General features: G+C 63.3%; 15 protein-coding genes. 3 read left to right on the top strand and 12 right to left on the bottom strand.

The window, feature by feature from the left end:
* Positions 1 to 2: 2 nt before the first annotated feature.
* The 4 genes from AC3WTO_RS18630 to AC3WTO_RS18615 form a co-directional block, all read right to left on the bottom strand.
* Positions 3 to 1,100, bottom strand: a complete 1,098-nt coding sequence (locus AC3WTO_RS18630) for a nickel/cobalt transporter (RefSeq protein ID WP_492462255.1) — start codon at positions 1,098 to 1,100, stop codon at positions 3 to 5.
* 4 nt (positions 1,101 to 1,104) lie between these two features.
* Entirely contained in the window at positions 1,105 to 1,746 is a 642-nt protein-coding gene (locus AC3WTO_RS18625) for a DUF1007 family protein (RefSeq protein ID WP_492462253.1), read from the bottom strand.
* A 133-nt stretch (positions 1,747 to 1,879) separates the two neighbouring features.
* Positions 1,880 to 2,779, bottom strand: a complete 900-nt coding sequence (locus tag AC3WTO_RS18620; protein ID WP_326889953.1) for a LysR family transcriptional regulator — start codon at positions 2,777 to 2,779, stop codon at positions 1,880 to 1,882.
* 4 nt (positions 2,780 to 2,783) lie between these two features.
* The gene (locus AC3WTO_RS18615; protein ID WP_492462251.1) at positions 2,784 to 3,977 is read right to left on the bottom strand and encodes an amidase; all 1,194 of its coding nucleotides are present in this window, start codon (positions 3,975 to 3,977) and stop codon (positions 2,784 to 2,786) included.
* Between the two features lie 537 nt (positions 3,978 to 4,514).
* On the opposite strand from AC3WTO_RS18615, the gene odc2 reads away from it, so the two are divergent.
* Complete coding sequence (gene odc2 / locus AC3WTO_RS18610; RefSeq protein WP_492462249.1) at positions 4,515 to 5,648, top strand: ornithine/lysine decarboxylase; 1,134 nt, start codon at positions 4,515 to 4,517, stop codon at positions 5,646 to 5,648.
* Positions 5,649 to 5,748: 100 nt separating this feature from the next.
* On the top strand, positions 5,749 to 6,324 hold the full coding sequence (locus tag AC3WTO_RS18605; RefSeq protein ID WP_492462247.1) for a GNAT family N-acetyltransferase: 576 nt from the start codon (positions 5,749 to 5,751) through the stop codon (positions 6,322 to 6,324).
* 135 nt (positions 6,325 to 6,459) lie between these two features.
* On the opposite strand, the gene AC3WTO_RS18600 is transcribed toward AC3WTO_RS18605, so the two are convergent.
* From AC3WTO_RS18600 to AC3WTO_RS18565, 8 genes are all read right to left on the bottom strand, one after another.
* On the bottom strand, positions 6,460 to 7,932 hold the full coding sequence (locus AC3WTO_RS18600) for a M20 family peptidase (protein ID WP_492462245.1): 1,473 nt from the start codon (positions 7,930 to 7,932) through the stop codon (positions 6,460 to 6,462).
* Between the two features lie 202 nt (positions 7,933 to 8,134).
* On the bottom strand, positions 8,135 to 8,419 hold the full coding sequence (locus AC3WTO_RS18595) for an SCP2 sterol-binding domain-containing protein (protein WP_492462244.1): 285 nt from the start codon (positions 8,417 to 8,419) through the stop codon (positions 8,135 to 8,137).
* A 381-nt stretch (positions 8,420 to 8,800) separates the two neighbouring features.
* A complete protein-coding gene (locus AC3WTO_RS18590) occupies positions 8,801 to 9,349 on the bottom strand; it encodes a DUF2076 domain-containing protein (RefSeq protein ID WP_492462243.1) in 549 nt (182 codons plus the stop codon).
* A gap of 36 nt (positions 9,350 to 9,385) precedes the next feature.
* Positions 9,386 to 10,102 carry a Bax inhibitor-1/YccA family protein gene (locus AC3WTO_RS18585; RefSeq protein WP_492462242.1) on the bottom strand — a complete coding sequence of 239 codons (717 nt, stop codon included), beginning with the start codon at positions 10,100 to 10,102 and terminating at the stop codon, positions 9,386 to 9,388.
* 23 nt (positions 10,103 to 10,125) lie between these two features.
* A complete protein-coding gene (locus AC3WTO_RS18580) occupies positions 10,126 to 10,890 on the bottom strand; it encodes an anti-sigma factor family protein (protein WP_492462241.1) in 765 nt (254 codons plus the stop codon).
* Complete coding sequence (locus tag AC3WTO_RS18575) at positions 10,887 to 11,417, bottom strand: sigma-70 family RNA polymerase sigma factor (RefSeq protein ID WP_492462239.1); 531 nt, start codon at positions 11,415 to 11,417, stop codon at positions 10,887 to 10,889. The genes AC3WTO_RS18580 and AC3WTO_RS18575 overlap by 4 nt, the downstream gene beginning before the upstream one ends.
* A gap of 61 nt (positions 11,418 to 11,478) precedes the next feature.
* Complete coding sequence (locus tag AC3WTO_RS18570; RefSeq protein ID WP_492462238.1) at positions 11,479 to 12,129, bottom strand: DedA family protein; 651 nt, start codon at positions 12,127 to 12,129, stop codon at positions 11,479 to 11,481.
* A gap of 261 nt (positions 12,130 to 12,390) precedes the next feature.
* Positions 12,391 to 12,807 carry a hypothetical protein gene (locus tag AC3WTO_RS18565; protein ID WP_492462236.1) on the bottom strand — a complete coding sequence of 139 codons (417 nt, stop codon included), beginning with the start codon at positions 12,805 to 12,807 and terminating at the stop codon, positions 12,391 to 12,393.
* Positions 12,808 to 12,989: 182 nt separating this feature from the next.
* On the opposite strand from AC3WTO_RS18565, the gene AC3WTO_RS18560 reads away from it, so the two are divergent.
* A complete protein-coding gene (locus AC3WTO_RS18560; RefSeq protein WP_492462235.1) occupies positions 12,990 to 14,240 on the top strand; it encodes a GGDEF domain-containing protein in 1,251 nt (416 codons plus the stop codon).
* Positions 14,241 to 14,249 lie beyond the last annotated feature (9 nt).

Raw genomic sequence — 14,249 nt, 5'->3', positions numbered from 1 at the left:
CATCAAGCCCCGAGGCTGGCGGTCAGCAGGATCAAGCCGAACAGGAAAACCAGCGCCGCGCCACCGATCTCGATGGCCGAGTGGACGCGGTTGCCGAGACGGCCGTCGCCCGCAAGCGCCACGGCCCAATCCTTCGCGGTGACGGCCAGCGTCGCCAGGATGGAAACCGTGATGGCGGTACCGACAGCCATCGCCAGCACCGACAGGATACCGCCGGCCCACAGCCCGTTCAGGAAGGCGAAGGACAGTACGATCAGGGCGCCGGAGCATGGCCGGATGCCGACGGCCGCGACCGCGGTCCAGGCTGTGCGCCAGTCGAAGTGATCGCCGGAAAGCAGGCCCGGATCCGGCGCATGGGAGTGGCCGCAGGTCGAGCAGACTTCGCCCGGCCCGTGATGGTGGTCGTGGTGATGATGGCCGCCATGGTCGTGGCCATGGTGCTCGTGATCATGGTGGTCGTGATGATCATGCGCAGCGTGACCATGGGCGTGGCTGCCGTGCGAATGGCCGGCATGTGCGGCCGACAGGCTGTATCCCGGCGCTGTTCCAAACAACCGCATCAGCGACGGCCCAAGTTTGCGCCACAGCAACCAGGCGCCGAACAGCGTGACAAAGGCATAGGACGCGATCTCCAGAAACCAGGCGGTGTCGGTCATGGAGATGGAGGTGCCACGCAGCACGAAATAAGCCAGCAGCATCACCACGATCGCCGTCACCGCCTGCAGGAAGGCGGAGATGAACGACAGCAGGATGCCGCGCCGCAGCGCGACCTCGTTGGCCAGCATGTAGGAAGAAATCACGGCCTTGCCGTGGCCAGGACCCGCGGCGTGGAAAATGCCGTAGAGGAACGACAGGCCAATCAGCAGCCACAGTTTCGAGCCGTCCTGGCGCATCGCTTTGATGGCTTCGGCAAGGGCGTGGTAAAAACGCTGCTGGTGCAGGTTTACCCAGTTCAAAAAGCCCGCAAACAGGCCCGTCGTCGGCGTCATCGCATCATTGGTGCCGATGCCGAGCGAACTCTGCGCATAGGCATGGCCGGCCGCGGAGATGAAGGCAATGCCGAGCAGGCAGACAATCAGGCGCGTCGTCGTCCTGTTCATCAGGTCACCCTTCCGTGCGGCAGTTGAGTTCGAGCTTGGTGGCAAAGATCTTGCTCATGTCGGTGCCTGTCGGGTCGTTGAAGAAGGCCTCGGTGAGCGTTTTCTGATTCTGTGCGATCGCCGTGTCCGGATCGGGGCGCAGGACGGTACGCGCGCATGAAGCGGGAAGACCCTCGGCAGTCATGTTGGCATCGTCGGTGAAATCGATGGCGGTGTAAAAGGTCGGGTCGTAGACGCCGAGGTCGATCTTGCCCTTGAGCTTGATCGGCTGCTGCGGCTGGTCCTCGAACAGCACGATCAGCTGGTTGTTGTCGAAAGAGGCGACGATCTCGGGCGGCGCCTTCATCTTGACGTCCTTGCCGTCGACCGTGACCATCTGGAAATAATTGTACTCGGCCAGCGACGCTTTGATGGTGTTCGCCACTTCCTTCAGCTCGGCGTCATCCAGCTTGAGGTCGGAATTCTTGTCGAACTCCATCAACACGGTGGAGGAAAACAGCTCGTCGAAGCGCCAAAGATGGCGCAGTGCGGCAATGGACTGATGGTCGGGAGAAAGCACGACGTCCAGGCGGGCCTCGGCAAAGACGTGCGGGTGGACAAAAGCCGGCGTTGTGCCAGCGAGAAGCAGACCGCAGGTAACGGCCATGGTGGCTTTTGATGCCCGAACGTGCATGGCCGGCGACGATTCCCCAAGTTAGCGTGGCCTGAGGGTTAGCAGAAACCGGGCGAAAATGGGACCGGGCACGAAAATGTTATCACATTTCGTGCGCTTTGGATCGTCACGAGGTTTCGTGCGTCTTGAACCACTGCACCATGAAGTCGACGAAGACGCGCACCTTGGCCGGCAGGTAGCGACGGTGCGGATAGACAGCGAAGATGCCGCCATTGAAGTCGATGCGGTCTTCCAGCAGCGACACCAGTCGGCCGCTCTTGATTTCAGGCGCGGCGATAAAATCGGGCAGCAACGCGAAACCGAGCCCATCCAGCGCGGCCATGCGGGTGGTGATGGGGCTGTTGACCATCATCGGGCCGCTGATCGGGATGCTGGTGATGTCGCCATCGTCGTCGCGGAACGGCCAGTTCGACGCCCAGCGGCCGTTGGTGTCGACCACGCAAGGCATATGCGCGAGGTCCTGTGGGCGGGTCGGCTTGCCGTATTTGGCGATCAGCTCGTGCGAACCACACAGCTTGAGCGAGAAGGGGGCCAGCTTACGGGCGATCAGCGAGGAGTTTTCCAGCCGGGTGATGCGGATGGCGAGGTCGAACCCCTCCTCGACGAGATCGACGAAACGGTCATCGAGGTGCACTTCCAGCGAAACGTCGGGATATTGCTTGGCAAAGTCGATCATCGATTGACCAACTGCCGCATCGGCCATGGTGCGCGGCGCGGTCAGCTTGATCCTGCCGCGCACGTCGCCGGCACTGTCGCGCACCGCGTCGGACAGGCTGTCGATCTCGCGCACGATCTCGGAGGCGCGGCGATAATAGGTATGGCCGGCTTCGGTCAGCGAGAACTGGCGGGTGGTGCGGTTGAGCAGCAGCGCGCCGAGTTCGTCCTCCAGCTCGCGCACATATTTGGAAAGCAGTGCCTTGGAGCGGCCGATCTTGCGGCCGGCCGCCGAAAAGCCCTCTGCCTCGACAACGTCGATAAAGGCGCGCATCCGGGTGAGCGTGTCCATGGCGTCAGGCCTTTCCAACTGTTTCGAGAATGCGCCGTCCGAGCCTGATCAAGGCAAGATCGCTTCCGGGAGGGCCAAGCAGGGAGATGCCGAATGGAGCATCGTCGACTGATCCGAGAGGCAGGGTCAGCTGAGGGAAGCCGGAGAGACCGGACAGGCAAAGCAGATGCAGCGCGCGCTCGCGATAGGTCTGGGTGTGTTCGAAAGGCGAGGCGGCAAGCGGCGCTGCCCCCGGTACGGTCGGCAAAACAAGAATGCCGTCGGTGGCGAGACGCGCGGCCAGTTCAGCGCGAAAGCCATTTCGATATGCGGTCTCTTCCCGCACCGTGGCCGCGTCGATGTCGGCCCCGAACGCAAAACGCTCCTTTACACCCGGGCCGAGGCGGCGATCTTTCCCGGATATCCAGGCGCCGTGCGAGCCCCACGCTTCGTGCGCCTGCAGCTTGCGGAAACACCAATAGAGATCGTCGAGATCGTGACCGAGGGCTGGAGCCTGCTTCGGCTCGCCCATGATCGCGGCAGTTGCCTCGACCATGCGTTCGTAGGCCAGCGCCTCGTCGTCGCCGAGCAGCAGGGCGTCGAGAGCAGCCAGGCGGAACGCGCGGGAGGGGAGTGCTGCGTCGTTCTCCCCGAGCAGGACCAGCGCCACCTTCTCGTACAGTGCGATATCCCTGGCGAACCAGCCGAAGGTGTCAAAGCTCGGTGCCAGCGGCATGGTGCCTTGCAAGGATATTGCGCCATGTGTGGCGCGCAGGCCGACCAGGCCGCAGAAGCTGGCAGGAGCGCGGATCGAACCGCCGGTGTCGGAGCCGGTTGCGATATCGGCAAGCCCGCCAGCAACCGCTGCCGCCGAGCCGGAGGAAGAACCGCCGGTGACGCGGCCAGGCGCGGCAGGGTTCACGGGATGCGGAAAATGCGCGTTCTGGCCCATCAGCGAAAAGGCAAGCTCGTCGGTCTGCGTCTTGCCGACGAATCGCGCGCCAGCATCAATCAGCCGCTGCACCGTCGGCGCCGTCGAATGCGCCGCGTGGCCGGTTTCAGCCTTGTCCGGATTGCCGCAGCCGGTGACATAACCGGCGACGTCAAAAATGTCTTTCACCGCCAGCGTCAGTCCAGCCAGAGGTCCGGATTGTGCATGAGAAACAGGGATTTGGCCGAGATCGAGGAAGGCGTTGAAGCGGTCGTTCTGCTGGGGCATCGTTCAATATCTGGATACGGTGCGTCCACAGTCGTTCGACAACGGATTTTTTTCAAGCCGGGGTTCGATTTTAATTGATTGTGAAAGCATGCGCGCCTATATCGCGCTTGCCCAAAGTCGCACGTGCCTGTGGGCGTCCCCCGAACCTCGAATGGCGAGGATATCGGGACGGTACCCGGGAAGTAACGAGCCCGGTCGGTTCAGCGGCCAACCGCCGATCCGAGGACGTCTTGAAGCAACGACGGTGCGGGCCTTTCTGGTGTTTTCCGGTTGTCCATAGACCGGGGTTACTGAAGAGGCACACCCTCATTGCCGGCAGTGCGGTTGGGAACTCCCATCCAAGCCAAGGCAGACAAAGCGGATCATAGCCGGGCAAGGCTAGGTCCATCGCCGCGAGACGGCATTCAATGGCTCCGGGGTCTCCACCGGCTGGCGCCATCGGATATTCGTCCCGCCTTTGTTTGACCGCGTGTTCGCGAGGCCGAGAGCCCGTGTTCCGCACCTTTGCACGTGCCGCAAGGCGCGATGGAGAGTCCTATGGCTACGCAACGTGTTCTCGACTTCCTCGCCACCCGACGTCCGGAAGGCCCCTGCCTTGTCGTCGACCTCGATGTGGTGCGTGACAATTTCCGCGCCTTCGAGAAGGCGCTGCCGGATTCCAAGATCTATTACGCGGTGAAGGCAAATCCGGCGCCGGAGATCCTGCGCCTGCTTGCTGCGATGGGTTCGTCCTTCGACACCGCGTCGGTTGCCGAGGTCGAGATGGCGCTGGACGCGGGTGCAACCGCCGACCGCATCTCCTTCGGCAACACCATCAAGAAGGAGCGCGATATCGCCAAGGCCTATGCGCTCGGCATCCGTCTTTATGCCGTCGACAGTGTCGAAGAGGTCGAGAAGGTCTCGCGCGCCGCTCCAGGTGCCCGCGTGTTCTGCCGCGTGCTGACCGATGGCGAAGGCGCCGAATGGCCGCTGTCGCGCAAGTTCGGCTGCGTGCCGGCGATGGCCGTCGACGTGCTGCGTTATGCCAGGAAGCTCGGCCTCGATGCTTATGGCGTGTCGTTCCATGTCGGCTCGCAGCAGACCGACCTGACCGCCTGGGACCGTGCCCTGGCCGACGCCAAGCGCGTGTTCGCGACGCTGGCCGAGGAGGGCATCGTGCTGAAGATGGTCAATATGGGCGGCGGTTTCCCGACCCGTTATCTGAAGGACGTGCCGGCGGCGCAGGCCTATGGCCAGGCGATCTTCGGCGCACTGCGCAAGCACTTCGGCAACGACATCCCGGAAACCATCATCGAGCCGGGCCGTGGCATGGTGGGCAATGCCGGCGTCATAAAGTCGGAAGTCGTGCTGATTTCGAAGAAGGCCGACAACGACAATGTGCGCTGGGTCTATCTCGACATCGGCAAGTTCGGCGGTCTCGCCGAGACCATGGACGAGGCGATCCGCTACCCGATCGTGACCGCGCGTGACGCGGACGAGAAGGCGCTTTGCGTTCTCGCCGGCCCGACCTGCGATTCGGCCGATGTCATGTACGAGAAGGCGCCGTATCCGCTGCCGCTCTCGCTCACCATCGGTGACGAAGTGCTGATCGAAGGCACTGGTGCCTACACGACCACCTACTCGGCGGTCGCGTTCAACGGCTTCGAGCCCCTCCGATCCTACGTGATCTGACGGGCGCACAGCCAGTCAGATCACCCCGCCCGCCGGCGCTTTCCGCGCCGGCGACGGGTTCGCTCGTGGAACAGATCTCCGCTTGTGAAGGATCGCGGAAATGGACATTGCCAAAACCCTGCCGGCAGCTTCGCCGGCCATCATGATCACCACCGAAACCGGCGCCGATATCGCCGCGCGCGAGGCGCTGCTCGACCGCGCCATGGGCGCCGGTCGCAAGCGCAAGTCGTCGGAAAAGCTGCGGCGTGGCCGCCGCCCCTCCGAAGGGCTGGCCTTTGTCGCGCGCAATGAAGGCGGCGCCGTCGTCGGGACCGTCCGGCTGTGGGATATTCGCCTGGGTGACCATGGCGGCGCCGGGCTGCTGCTCGGTCCGCTCGCCGTCGATCCGACGGTCAAGAGCGCCGGCATCGGCTCGGCGCTGATGCAGCACGCGGTGGCCGAAGCGGCCCGTCTCGGTCACCGGGTCATCCTGCTTGTCGGCGACGCGCCTTACTACGCGCGTTTCGGTTTCTCGGCCGACAAGACCGGCCGGCTGGCGATGCCGGGTCCGTATGAGCGGGATCGCTTCCTGGCGCTGGAACTGGTGCCAGGTGCATTGGATGGCGCACGAGGCACGTTGAAGGCTTCGGGGCGCAAGGCAGGCGAGCGCGCGGCGATGCGGGTCGCAGCAGCCTGAAACGGCGGGGGGTAGAGCGTTTCTGTTTTTCTACGGAAACGCGGAGACGCTCTACATTTCTTACGCAATTCCGGACGGAAAACCGTTGCACACTTTTCCTGGAATTGCTCTCGACGGCGGCGGGCGGGTTTCGGCTCAGCCTGCCGCTGTTGCCATCAAGCGGGCATAGAAGGCGACCAGCCGCTTCAGATTGTCCAGCGTCATATGTTCGTTCGTGCCGTGGATCATTGCGGTTTCGGCCAGTGAAAGCACGATCGGCTGGTAGCGGTAGACATCCTTGGCGACCGGCGCGAGATGGTAGCTGTCGGTGCTGCCGAGAACCAGGCTGGGCGCCACCGGTACGCTGCCGTTTTCCGAAGCGAGCGCCGCGATCCACTTCCAGGCTTCGGATGTGGTCGAGGAGACGGGCGAGGGGGTCTTGGGCTCGCCGATCCAGGACAGGTCGACCGCAAGGTCGCCGATGGAATTTCTGGCGCGGGCCATGACATCGGCCGGCGTCTGGCCTGGAAGGATGCGATAATTGATCGCCGCCGTCGCCGTCTGCGGCAGCACGTTCTCCTTGGGACTGCCGCTCAGCATGGTCGGTGCCGTCGTGGTGTGCAGCATGGCAGCACCAGCCGGCGTCTTCGACATCTCAGCGATCAGCAGCCGCCCGAACAGCCATTCATTGGCGATGGCCATGCGTGTGAGCAAGGAAGCATGCGGCGCCACAGCCCGGATCGTCTGGGCGCCGGGGCCAGCGAGGCTCGCCGGGTCGGGATTGTCGGCGATGGCGAGCACCGCCCCGGCCAGGATCTGCACGGCGGTGCGGGGTGGCGGCATCGAAGAGTGGCCGCCGGCGGCCTTCGCCTCGAGGCGCAATGTGCCATAGCCCTTCTCGGCGATGCCGATGAAAGCGGCGGGCCCTTTCAGCAGCGAGAAATCGGCCACCGTGACCAGGCCTTCGTCGAGCACGAATTCAGCCTGGACACCGCGTGCCTTGAGTGCCGCAGCCGCAGCCATCGATCCGCTCTGGCCGCTCTCCTCGTCATGTCCGAAAACCAGGATGATGCTGCGCTTCGGCTTGAAACCCGAAGCGACAAGCGCTTCGGTTGCCTCCATCAGCGACACCAGTGAACCCTTGTCGTCGACGGAGCCGCGTCCCCAGACCGCGCCATCGGCGACGACACCGTCGAACGGCGGGTGTTTCCAGGCGCTTTCGGTGCCTTCGGCGACAGGCACGACATCCTGGTGCGCCATCAGCACGATCGGGTTCAAGGCCTTGTCGCTGCCCTGCCAGGTGTAGATGAGGGTCTTGCCGGCGACGGTCTCGCGTGTCAGCGCGCCATGCGTGGCGGGATAGGCCTGGCTCAGCCAGGCGTGCAGGGCATCCCATTGCGTGATGTCGTTGCTTGCCGCGTCCTGGTTGGTGACGGTGCGGATGCGAACCGCCTGCGACAGGTGTTCGGCTGCGCGCCCCTCGTCGAATGGGGGTGCCGGTGCCAGCCTGACGGCGCTGAGGTCGACCGCCGAGGGCGGTGAGAAGGTGAATGTCCTGTAGGCAAGGACGGCCACAAGCACGACGAGCGCAGCAGCCAGCGCCAGAATGATCCTGCCCAGAACGCGCATACACCCTCCCCAGTGCAATCCCGGGAAAGGTGTTTCACGGTTTTCCGTCCGGAATTGCGCAAAAACAGAAAATTCGTTGGTTTTCGTGGTTCCGTGAAAAACGGAACCACTCTAACGGGCGCGGCGTCAAAGCGCGCTCCAACGGTCATTCAAAAGACCGTTGGTGTCGATGGCGGTCGATGCCGCAACGATGTCTTGCGGATCAGCCGATCAACTGGCTGAGCGCCATGGCGACCGACATGTCGCCCTCGACCTTCAGCTTGCCGGTCATGAAAGCCATGGTCGGGTTGAGATCGCCGGCGAGCAGCGATTCCAGATTGTCCAGCGAAAGCTTGATGGTGCAGTCGGTCGGGGCATCGGTGGTCGAGATCGAGGCGCCGTCGATGACGATGACGCCATCGGCACCGGTGTCGAACTTCACCGACTTGTCGAAGCCGGCGCTTTCGACCTTGGATTTGAGGCCTGCCGCGATTTCCTGAACGCCCATGATCATCTCCCAGTCTTTTGCGCGTCGCGCATATTCGTTTCAGCCCGGTCCTGCCGGGCGCCGCGGCGCACAAGCCTCGCGCAGAACGCGTTTCAAGGAGGCATCGGCACCGTGCCCGTTCTATAGCCTTTGGTTGACGTTTACGTCAACGTGATTTCTAGCGATAAACGACGTGCGGCTTCTTTACAGGAGAGGGTGCTGCCGGAGGCGGGATCCGGGCAATCTACGAGCTTTCCTCCGCCGTCGGGCTGCATCCCGGTTCGGAGGCCACTCAGTCCGCTTAGCAAGAAACAGCCTGCGCATGCAGTTGCGCAGGCTGATCGTAGTCGTGAACAGGGCGGTCCAACTGAGGAACAATTGTCCAGACCTGTGGGGCGGAGGCTAGAACTCCATGTCGTCCATGCCGCCGTCGTCGAGGCCTGTCTCCTCGGCGGCGGGCTCCTTGGCCGGTTGTTCGGCCGCCTGGGCTTCGCCGGCACCGAACATGCTGCCGACGGCGTTTGCCAGCAGCATGCCGCCGGCAACGCCCATCGCGGTTTGTGCTGCGCCGGCGAGGAAGCCGCCGCCCGCACGCTGCTGGCCGAAGCCGCCGCCCTGGTTGTAGCCGGGGGCATATGCTGCGTTGCCGCCGACCTGCGGAACGGATGCGCGAGCGGGTTGCCGGCTGCCACCGAACAGTCCGCCGAAAAGGCCGCCGCCTGACGAACGAGAAGCCTCAGCTTCAAGCCGTTCGATCCGGGCGTGGGCGGATTGCAAGGCCTGTTCCTGCACGACGATGGTTTGCGCCATGTAGTACGGTGCGCCCGGCTGGGATGCGACCTTGTCGCGGATGAGGGCCTCTGCCTCGGTGTCACGCGGCGGCGATTGCTGCTCGACAAGGGCAAGCTTGCCGAACAGCTGATCGATCGCCTGGCTGTCGTTGCGGTCCATCTTGTTCTCCTTGACTGTGCCGATCACCGAGCGCGCTTACTCGCGCTCGCCGGTGAAGTTCAGCAGCAGCTGGAAGATGTTGACAAAGTTCAGGTACAGCGAGAAAGCGCCCCAGACGGCCATCTTCTGCCGCGACTCGCTGTCGAAGTTCTCGGCATACTGTTCCTTGATGTTCTGCGTGTCCCAGGCGGTCAGGCCGAGGAAGACGAGGATGCCGATGACCGAGATCGCAAACTGCAGCGCCGACGAGCCGAGGAAGATGTTGACGATGCTGGCGATGACGACGCCGATCAGGCCCATGATCAGGAAGGACGAGAACTTCGTCATGTCGGTCTTCGTCGTGTAGCCGTAGAGGCTCATGGCGCCGAACATCGTGGCGGCGATGAAGAAGGTGCGCGCGATCGAGGTGCCGGTGAAGACCAGGAAGACCGAAGCGAGCGACAGGCCCATGACCGCGCAGAAGGCCCAGAACATGGCCTGTGCGCCGGCGACCGACATCGTCTGGATGCGGAACGAGAACAGCAGCACGAAAGCGAGCGGCGCGAGCATCACCACCCATTTCAGCGGGGTGGAGAAGATCGGCACATAGAGCGCGGGGACCGAGCTTACCGTGAAGGCGATGACGCCGGTCAGGACAAGCCCGAGCGCCATGTAGTTGTAAACACGTAGCATGTGTTGGCGCAGACCCTCATCGAAGAGGACTGCACTGGGCTGGCCGAAGCCAGCCTGTTGACGGTAATTGGGCGAGTTCATGTCATGTCTCCTGGGGTGGATGATCAATAGAGGCTGTCGGCAAGTTTCCTGGCCGAGGCGCCGAGTTCTTTCGGATTGCCGCGTCCGACCAGCGCGTAGGCGACATTGCCGATCTGGAAGTAGCTGGACGCCGTGCCGCCGACGTCCGTCTGCGTCGGCTTGACGACGTCGAAGGTTCCCGGGCGCACCGCGAACAAGGACGCGTCACCGATGGAATCCGAATGGACGGCCAGTTCGACGCTCGGGCCGAAACGGGACGGGTAGATCTGGACATCCCTGACGCTCCAGTCCCTGGGCAGCGCAGGCATGGTGATGGCGGTTGCCGACAGGATCTCGGCGGGGTCGTAGTCGCTGACTTTCGGCTGCGACGTCATCGACGCGCGCAGCAGGCTGGTGCCATGCGCGCGCACCGCCTCCTCGACATAGGCCGGTGGCTGAACCGAAGCGATCGACTGGCTGATGCCGAACGGTCCGATCGCCTCATGCGCGACCCAGCCCGCTCCGACGAACATCACCACTGTCGCCGCGCGCTGGAGCACGGAGGTGATGCGACCGCGCAGCAGGCCTCGCTGCAGCCGCCTTGCGGCTTCCGTCGTGGCCGGCCGCACCGCATATGATGGCACGGAAAGCGCCAGGCGAAGTTCATCATGCAGCCGCAGATCCGCCATCACGCGGGCGGCCTCCTCGGGGCGGGCGGCAAGATAGGCCTCGACGTCGATCCGGCGCGAGGTATCGAGCTGATCGTCGACATAGGCGAGGATATCGGTGTCCGTCACCGGGTCCGTCACGATGTTCCTCCTACGATCCTGAGATGCCCGGGCCGGGACGAAGGGTTCTCTTCCATGTCGCGCAGCGCGGCGCGTGCGCGCCCGAGGCGCGACATCAGCGTGCCCACCGGAATGCCGAGCGCGTCGGCAGCCTCCTGGTAGGCGAGCCCCTCGATGGCGACGAGATGGAGCGCGGCGCGTTGTTCCTCGGGCAATGCGAGAAAGTTCTCACGCACCTTGGCAAGGCGCGCCGAATGTTCCTGCGGCGCCTCCATCGAGACATCGGCGAGCTGCGCCGCAGCGTCGATGCGCCGCTGTTCGGCGCGAGCCGAGCGTATGCGGTCGATGAAGGTGTTGTGGACGATCGACAGCAGCCAGCCGCGCAGGTTGCCACCGGAGCGGAAGCCCGAGCGGCGTTCATAGGCGCGCACCAAAGCGTCGTGTACGAGATCCTCGGCATCCGCGTCATTGCGCGTCAGTGAACGCGCGTAGCGACGCAGCGAACCGAGCTGAGCGAATACGTCAAAGGATGACCTTCTGGTCTTCATGCGAGGTTTACGGTGCCTGTCCGGCATTTAATCCCTCATGGGACGAAATAATTTTCAGGGCTCATCGCAACTGGCCGGCTCTACGGCGTTGAGGTGTGGTCTTTTTGAGGATCCAGGCGATCAATACGGCGGCCAAGGAGGTCAGGACCATCAGGCCTATGGCCAGTCCGAGCCAGTGGAATTCATTGAGTTCGCCGAACCGAGAAGCGCCTTTTGCGGCCAGCCATCCGGGCGCGAGCATCAGCGGCGCCCAGACCATGGCTGACCCGATGTTTGCCAACTGAAACCGCTTCTGGTCCATCGCCATCATGCCCGCGACGAGTGGTACGGTGGAGCGAAGAGGACCGAAGAAGCGACCAAAGAAAATCGCGGCAAAGCCGTATTGTTTGAAGAACAGACGCGCCCGCGCCACCCCGCTCCGGTATCGTTTGAGCGGCCATCGATGGACGATGCCCGGTCCCGTCGCGCGGCCCAGAACATACGACACGATGTCGCCGAGGACCGCCCCGATGATCGCACCCAGCACCACGGGAACCGGGTCGATCACACCGGCGCCCACCAATCCTCCGATCAGCATCATCAGCGCTGTCGCAGGAATGAGCAGGCCGACAAGAACGAGGGATTCGCCGAAGGCAATCAGGCCGACCGTCACCCCAGCCCACATCTGGTGGTCGCGCAAAAAGGTCTCTGTCGTCTGAAGAATTGCATCCATGGTCAGGGTCCAGCCTTGATCAGTTCGAAAGGGCAGTTGCCATCGGGATCCTAAGCTCCACCTGGGTGACGGAGTTTGGAGCTGCGGGATCGCTCGCACGTCAGCCCTTGCAGGCGTACGGGCCGCGTTGGGCAGACTTGCGAGGAAGATCGTTCAGATGAGCGCTACCCGCGGAGAAAGGCTGAGGGAGCCAAAGGCGGAAATCCGCCCGGCGCCAGTTTTCTCACATGGCGAATGGCTGCAACGGCCGATCTGTGGGGATCAGGCTGTCGGCGGTGCGCAGGCGTCGTAGACGCGAACCGAGTCGGTGGGTTTGTTGTGTCCTGCAACCGTCGCGACCAAGACGATCGCCGTTGGCGGGGCCAGTGCGGGGATGACGGGCAGGATTCCGACGCCATCACGCCCGCCTTCTCTCAACGAGAGTGGACGATTGGCCTTCGCTGTCGAGACGGCGATGTGGTTCGTCTGGCGTGCCAGAGCCAGTTCCGTGCTCTTCGTCTGAGATAGCGGAGCGGAGGCTGGCAGCTGACCGAACGCGAAGATCGCAGCCAGGAACAGCATCGCGGCTGACAACAGTGTCAGGCTGGGCTGTCTCACATGTCTGCGATGGTTCATGAAGCTCCGGTCGGTCACAGGCTGGATCGGCCGCAGACGCATATAGTGATATCCGCTCGCCATTCCTAGCGCCTTCGATCACATTGCCGCGAACCCGGTTGCGGGTGTTGCGAGCCAAGGCGGAATACCTTAGATGGCCAGCTGGCTTCTAAAGGGGGAGCGGCATGTCTGCCGACAGACAGTGCCGCAACGCGCAGGCGCGCACCAGGCATCGGGGCGCCTCGCGCTCGGGGGGTAATCGCTAAATGTCCGGTTTCCTGGTTCTGCTGATGCAGGCCTCCGTCTATTTCGCCGCGATGGCGCTGGTTTTCCGCGTCAGGACCAGCCTCGGCATGGGCGTGTTTTTCTGCACGCTCGGAGCGATGCACTTCCTGGAGACCTACCTCGCGGCAGTCTATTTCATCCAGCTGCCGTTCGGGCTGATCTCGCCCGGCTCGACTGTGATGTTCGCCGGCAAGCTCGCCTTCTTCCTGCTGCTCTACATCAAGGAAGACGCCGAGAGCATGCGCCAGCCCACTTACGGTCTGCTGATCGGCAATCTGCTGATGGTGGTGCTGGCCCTGCCGCTGAACTACTACAACGATCCTGCGCAGCTCGCCTGGCGCCAGCCGGAAATGCAGTTCATCAACCAGATCGGTTTCCTGATGGTGTGGGGGACCGCTCTGCTTTTTGTCGACCTGATCGGCATGGTGTTGCTGTTCGAACGGCTGGGAGCAATCGTCACGAACACCATACTGGGCCGGATGTTCATCAGCCTGGCGATCGTCCTGAGCTTCGATCAGGTGTTTTTCTACCTCGGCCTGTATCTCGTCACCGGGGCTCCTTTGTCTGCCTTTTACGGGGGGTGGATCGCCAAGATCGGCTCGGCATTCTTCTTCAGCGTGATGCTGGCGCTTTATCTGCAGTTTGTCGAAAAGAGCCCGCTTCCCGTCGGCGTGAGACGGGCCACCGATGTGTTCGACAGGCTCACCTATCGGCATCGTTACGAGAAGCTCGTCGGGCGGATCGGCAAGGATCCCCTGACAGGCCTTCAGGATCGTGGCCAACTCGATGAAAAAGGTCCGCTCATGCTGGCGGAAGCCCTCAAGTCGGGGCTTCCGCTGAGCTTGATGATGATCGATATCGACCATTTCAAAGCCGTCAACGACAATCACGGACACGCCGAGGGCGACAGGGTTCTTCAGGCCGTGGCAGCCGCTCTTTTGAACGCCAAGCGGGAAGGCGACGAGCTCTTCCGGTATGGCGGCGAAGAATTCGCGCTGCTGTGCCCGGAGGCGCCGGCGGGTGCATCCATGCTTGCTGAACGCATGAGGATGGCTGTTGCCGACATGGTTCATCCGCAACTCAGGCGACCGGTGACCGTCAGCATCGGCATCGCGACCTGTCCCGCCAACGCCAGGGATTTTCACGAGCTTCTGACGTTGGCCGACGCTGCCTTGTACGAGGCCAAGGCGCAGGGCCGGGACCGCGTGTTGGTTTCTGCGGTTCCGGCCTGAGGCGGTCGG

This window comes from Mesorhizobium sp. EU05-FHT14A09 (assembly GCF_058790995.1).
Note: the sequence above shows the minus strand (reverse complement) of the source record. Positions and strands in the feature narration are given on the sequence as shown.

Coding starts and splice junctions, on each gene's coding strand:
- AC3WTO_RS18570 (WP_492462238.1), bottom strand. CDS start 12,129: ATGGATGCAATTCTTCAGACGACAGAGACCTTTTTGCGCGACCACCAG.
- AC3WTO_RS18625 (WP_492462253.1), bottom strand. CDS start 1,746: ATGGCCGTTACCTGCGGTCTGCTTCTCGCTGGCACAACGCCGGCTTTT.
- AC3WTO_RS18585 (WP_492462242.1), bottom strand. CDS start 10,102: ATGAACTCGCCCAATTACCGTCAACAGGCTGGCTTCGGCCAGCCCAGT.
- AC3WTO_RS18595 (WP_492462244.1), bottom strand. CDS start 8,419: ATGGGCGTTCAGGAAATCGCGGCAGGCCTCAAATCCAAGGTCGAAAGC.
- AC3WTO_RS18590 (WP_492462243.1), bottom strand. CDS start 9,349: ATGGACCGCAACGACAGCCAGGCGATCGATCAGCTGTTCGGCAAGCTT.
- AC3WTO_RS18620 (WP_326889953.1), bottom strand. CDS start 2,779: ATGGACACGCTCACCCGGATGCGCGCCTTTATCGACGTTGTCGAGGCA.
- AC3WTO_RS18560 (WP_492462235.1), top strand. CDS start 12,990: ATGTCCGGTTTCCTGGTTCTGCTGATGCAGGCCTCCGTCTATTTCGCC.
- odc2 (WP_492462249.1), top strand. CDS start 4,515: ATGGCTACGCAACGTGTTCTCGACTTCCTCGCCACCCGACGTCCGGAA.
- AC3WTO_RS18615 (WP_492462251.1), bottom strand. CDS start 3,977: ATGCCCCAGCAGAACGACCGCTTCAACGCCTTCCTCGATCTCGGCCAA.
- AC3WTO_RS18605 (WP_492462247.1), top strand. CDS start 5,749: ATGGACATTGCCAAAACCCTGCCGGCAGCTTCGCCGGCCATCATGATC.
- AC3WTO_RS18575 (WP_492462239.1), bottom strand. CDS start 11,417: ATGAAGACCAGAAGGTCATCCTTTGACGTATTCGCTCAGCTCGGTTCG.
- AC3WTO_RS18630 (WP_492462255.1), bottom strand. CDS start 1,100: ATGAACAGGACGACGACGCGCCTGATTGTCTGCCTGCTCGGCATTGCC.
- AC3WTO_RS18600 (WP_492462245.1), bottom strand. CDS start 7,932: ATGCGCGTTCTGGGCAGGATCATTCTGGCGCTGGCTGCTGCGCTCGTC.
- AC3WTO_RS18565 (WP_492462236.1), bottom strand. CDS start 12,807: ATGGCGAGCGGATATCACTATATGCGTCTGCGGCCGATCCAGCCTGTG.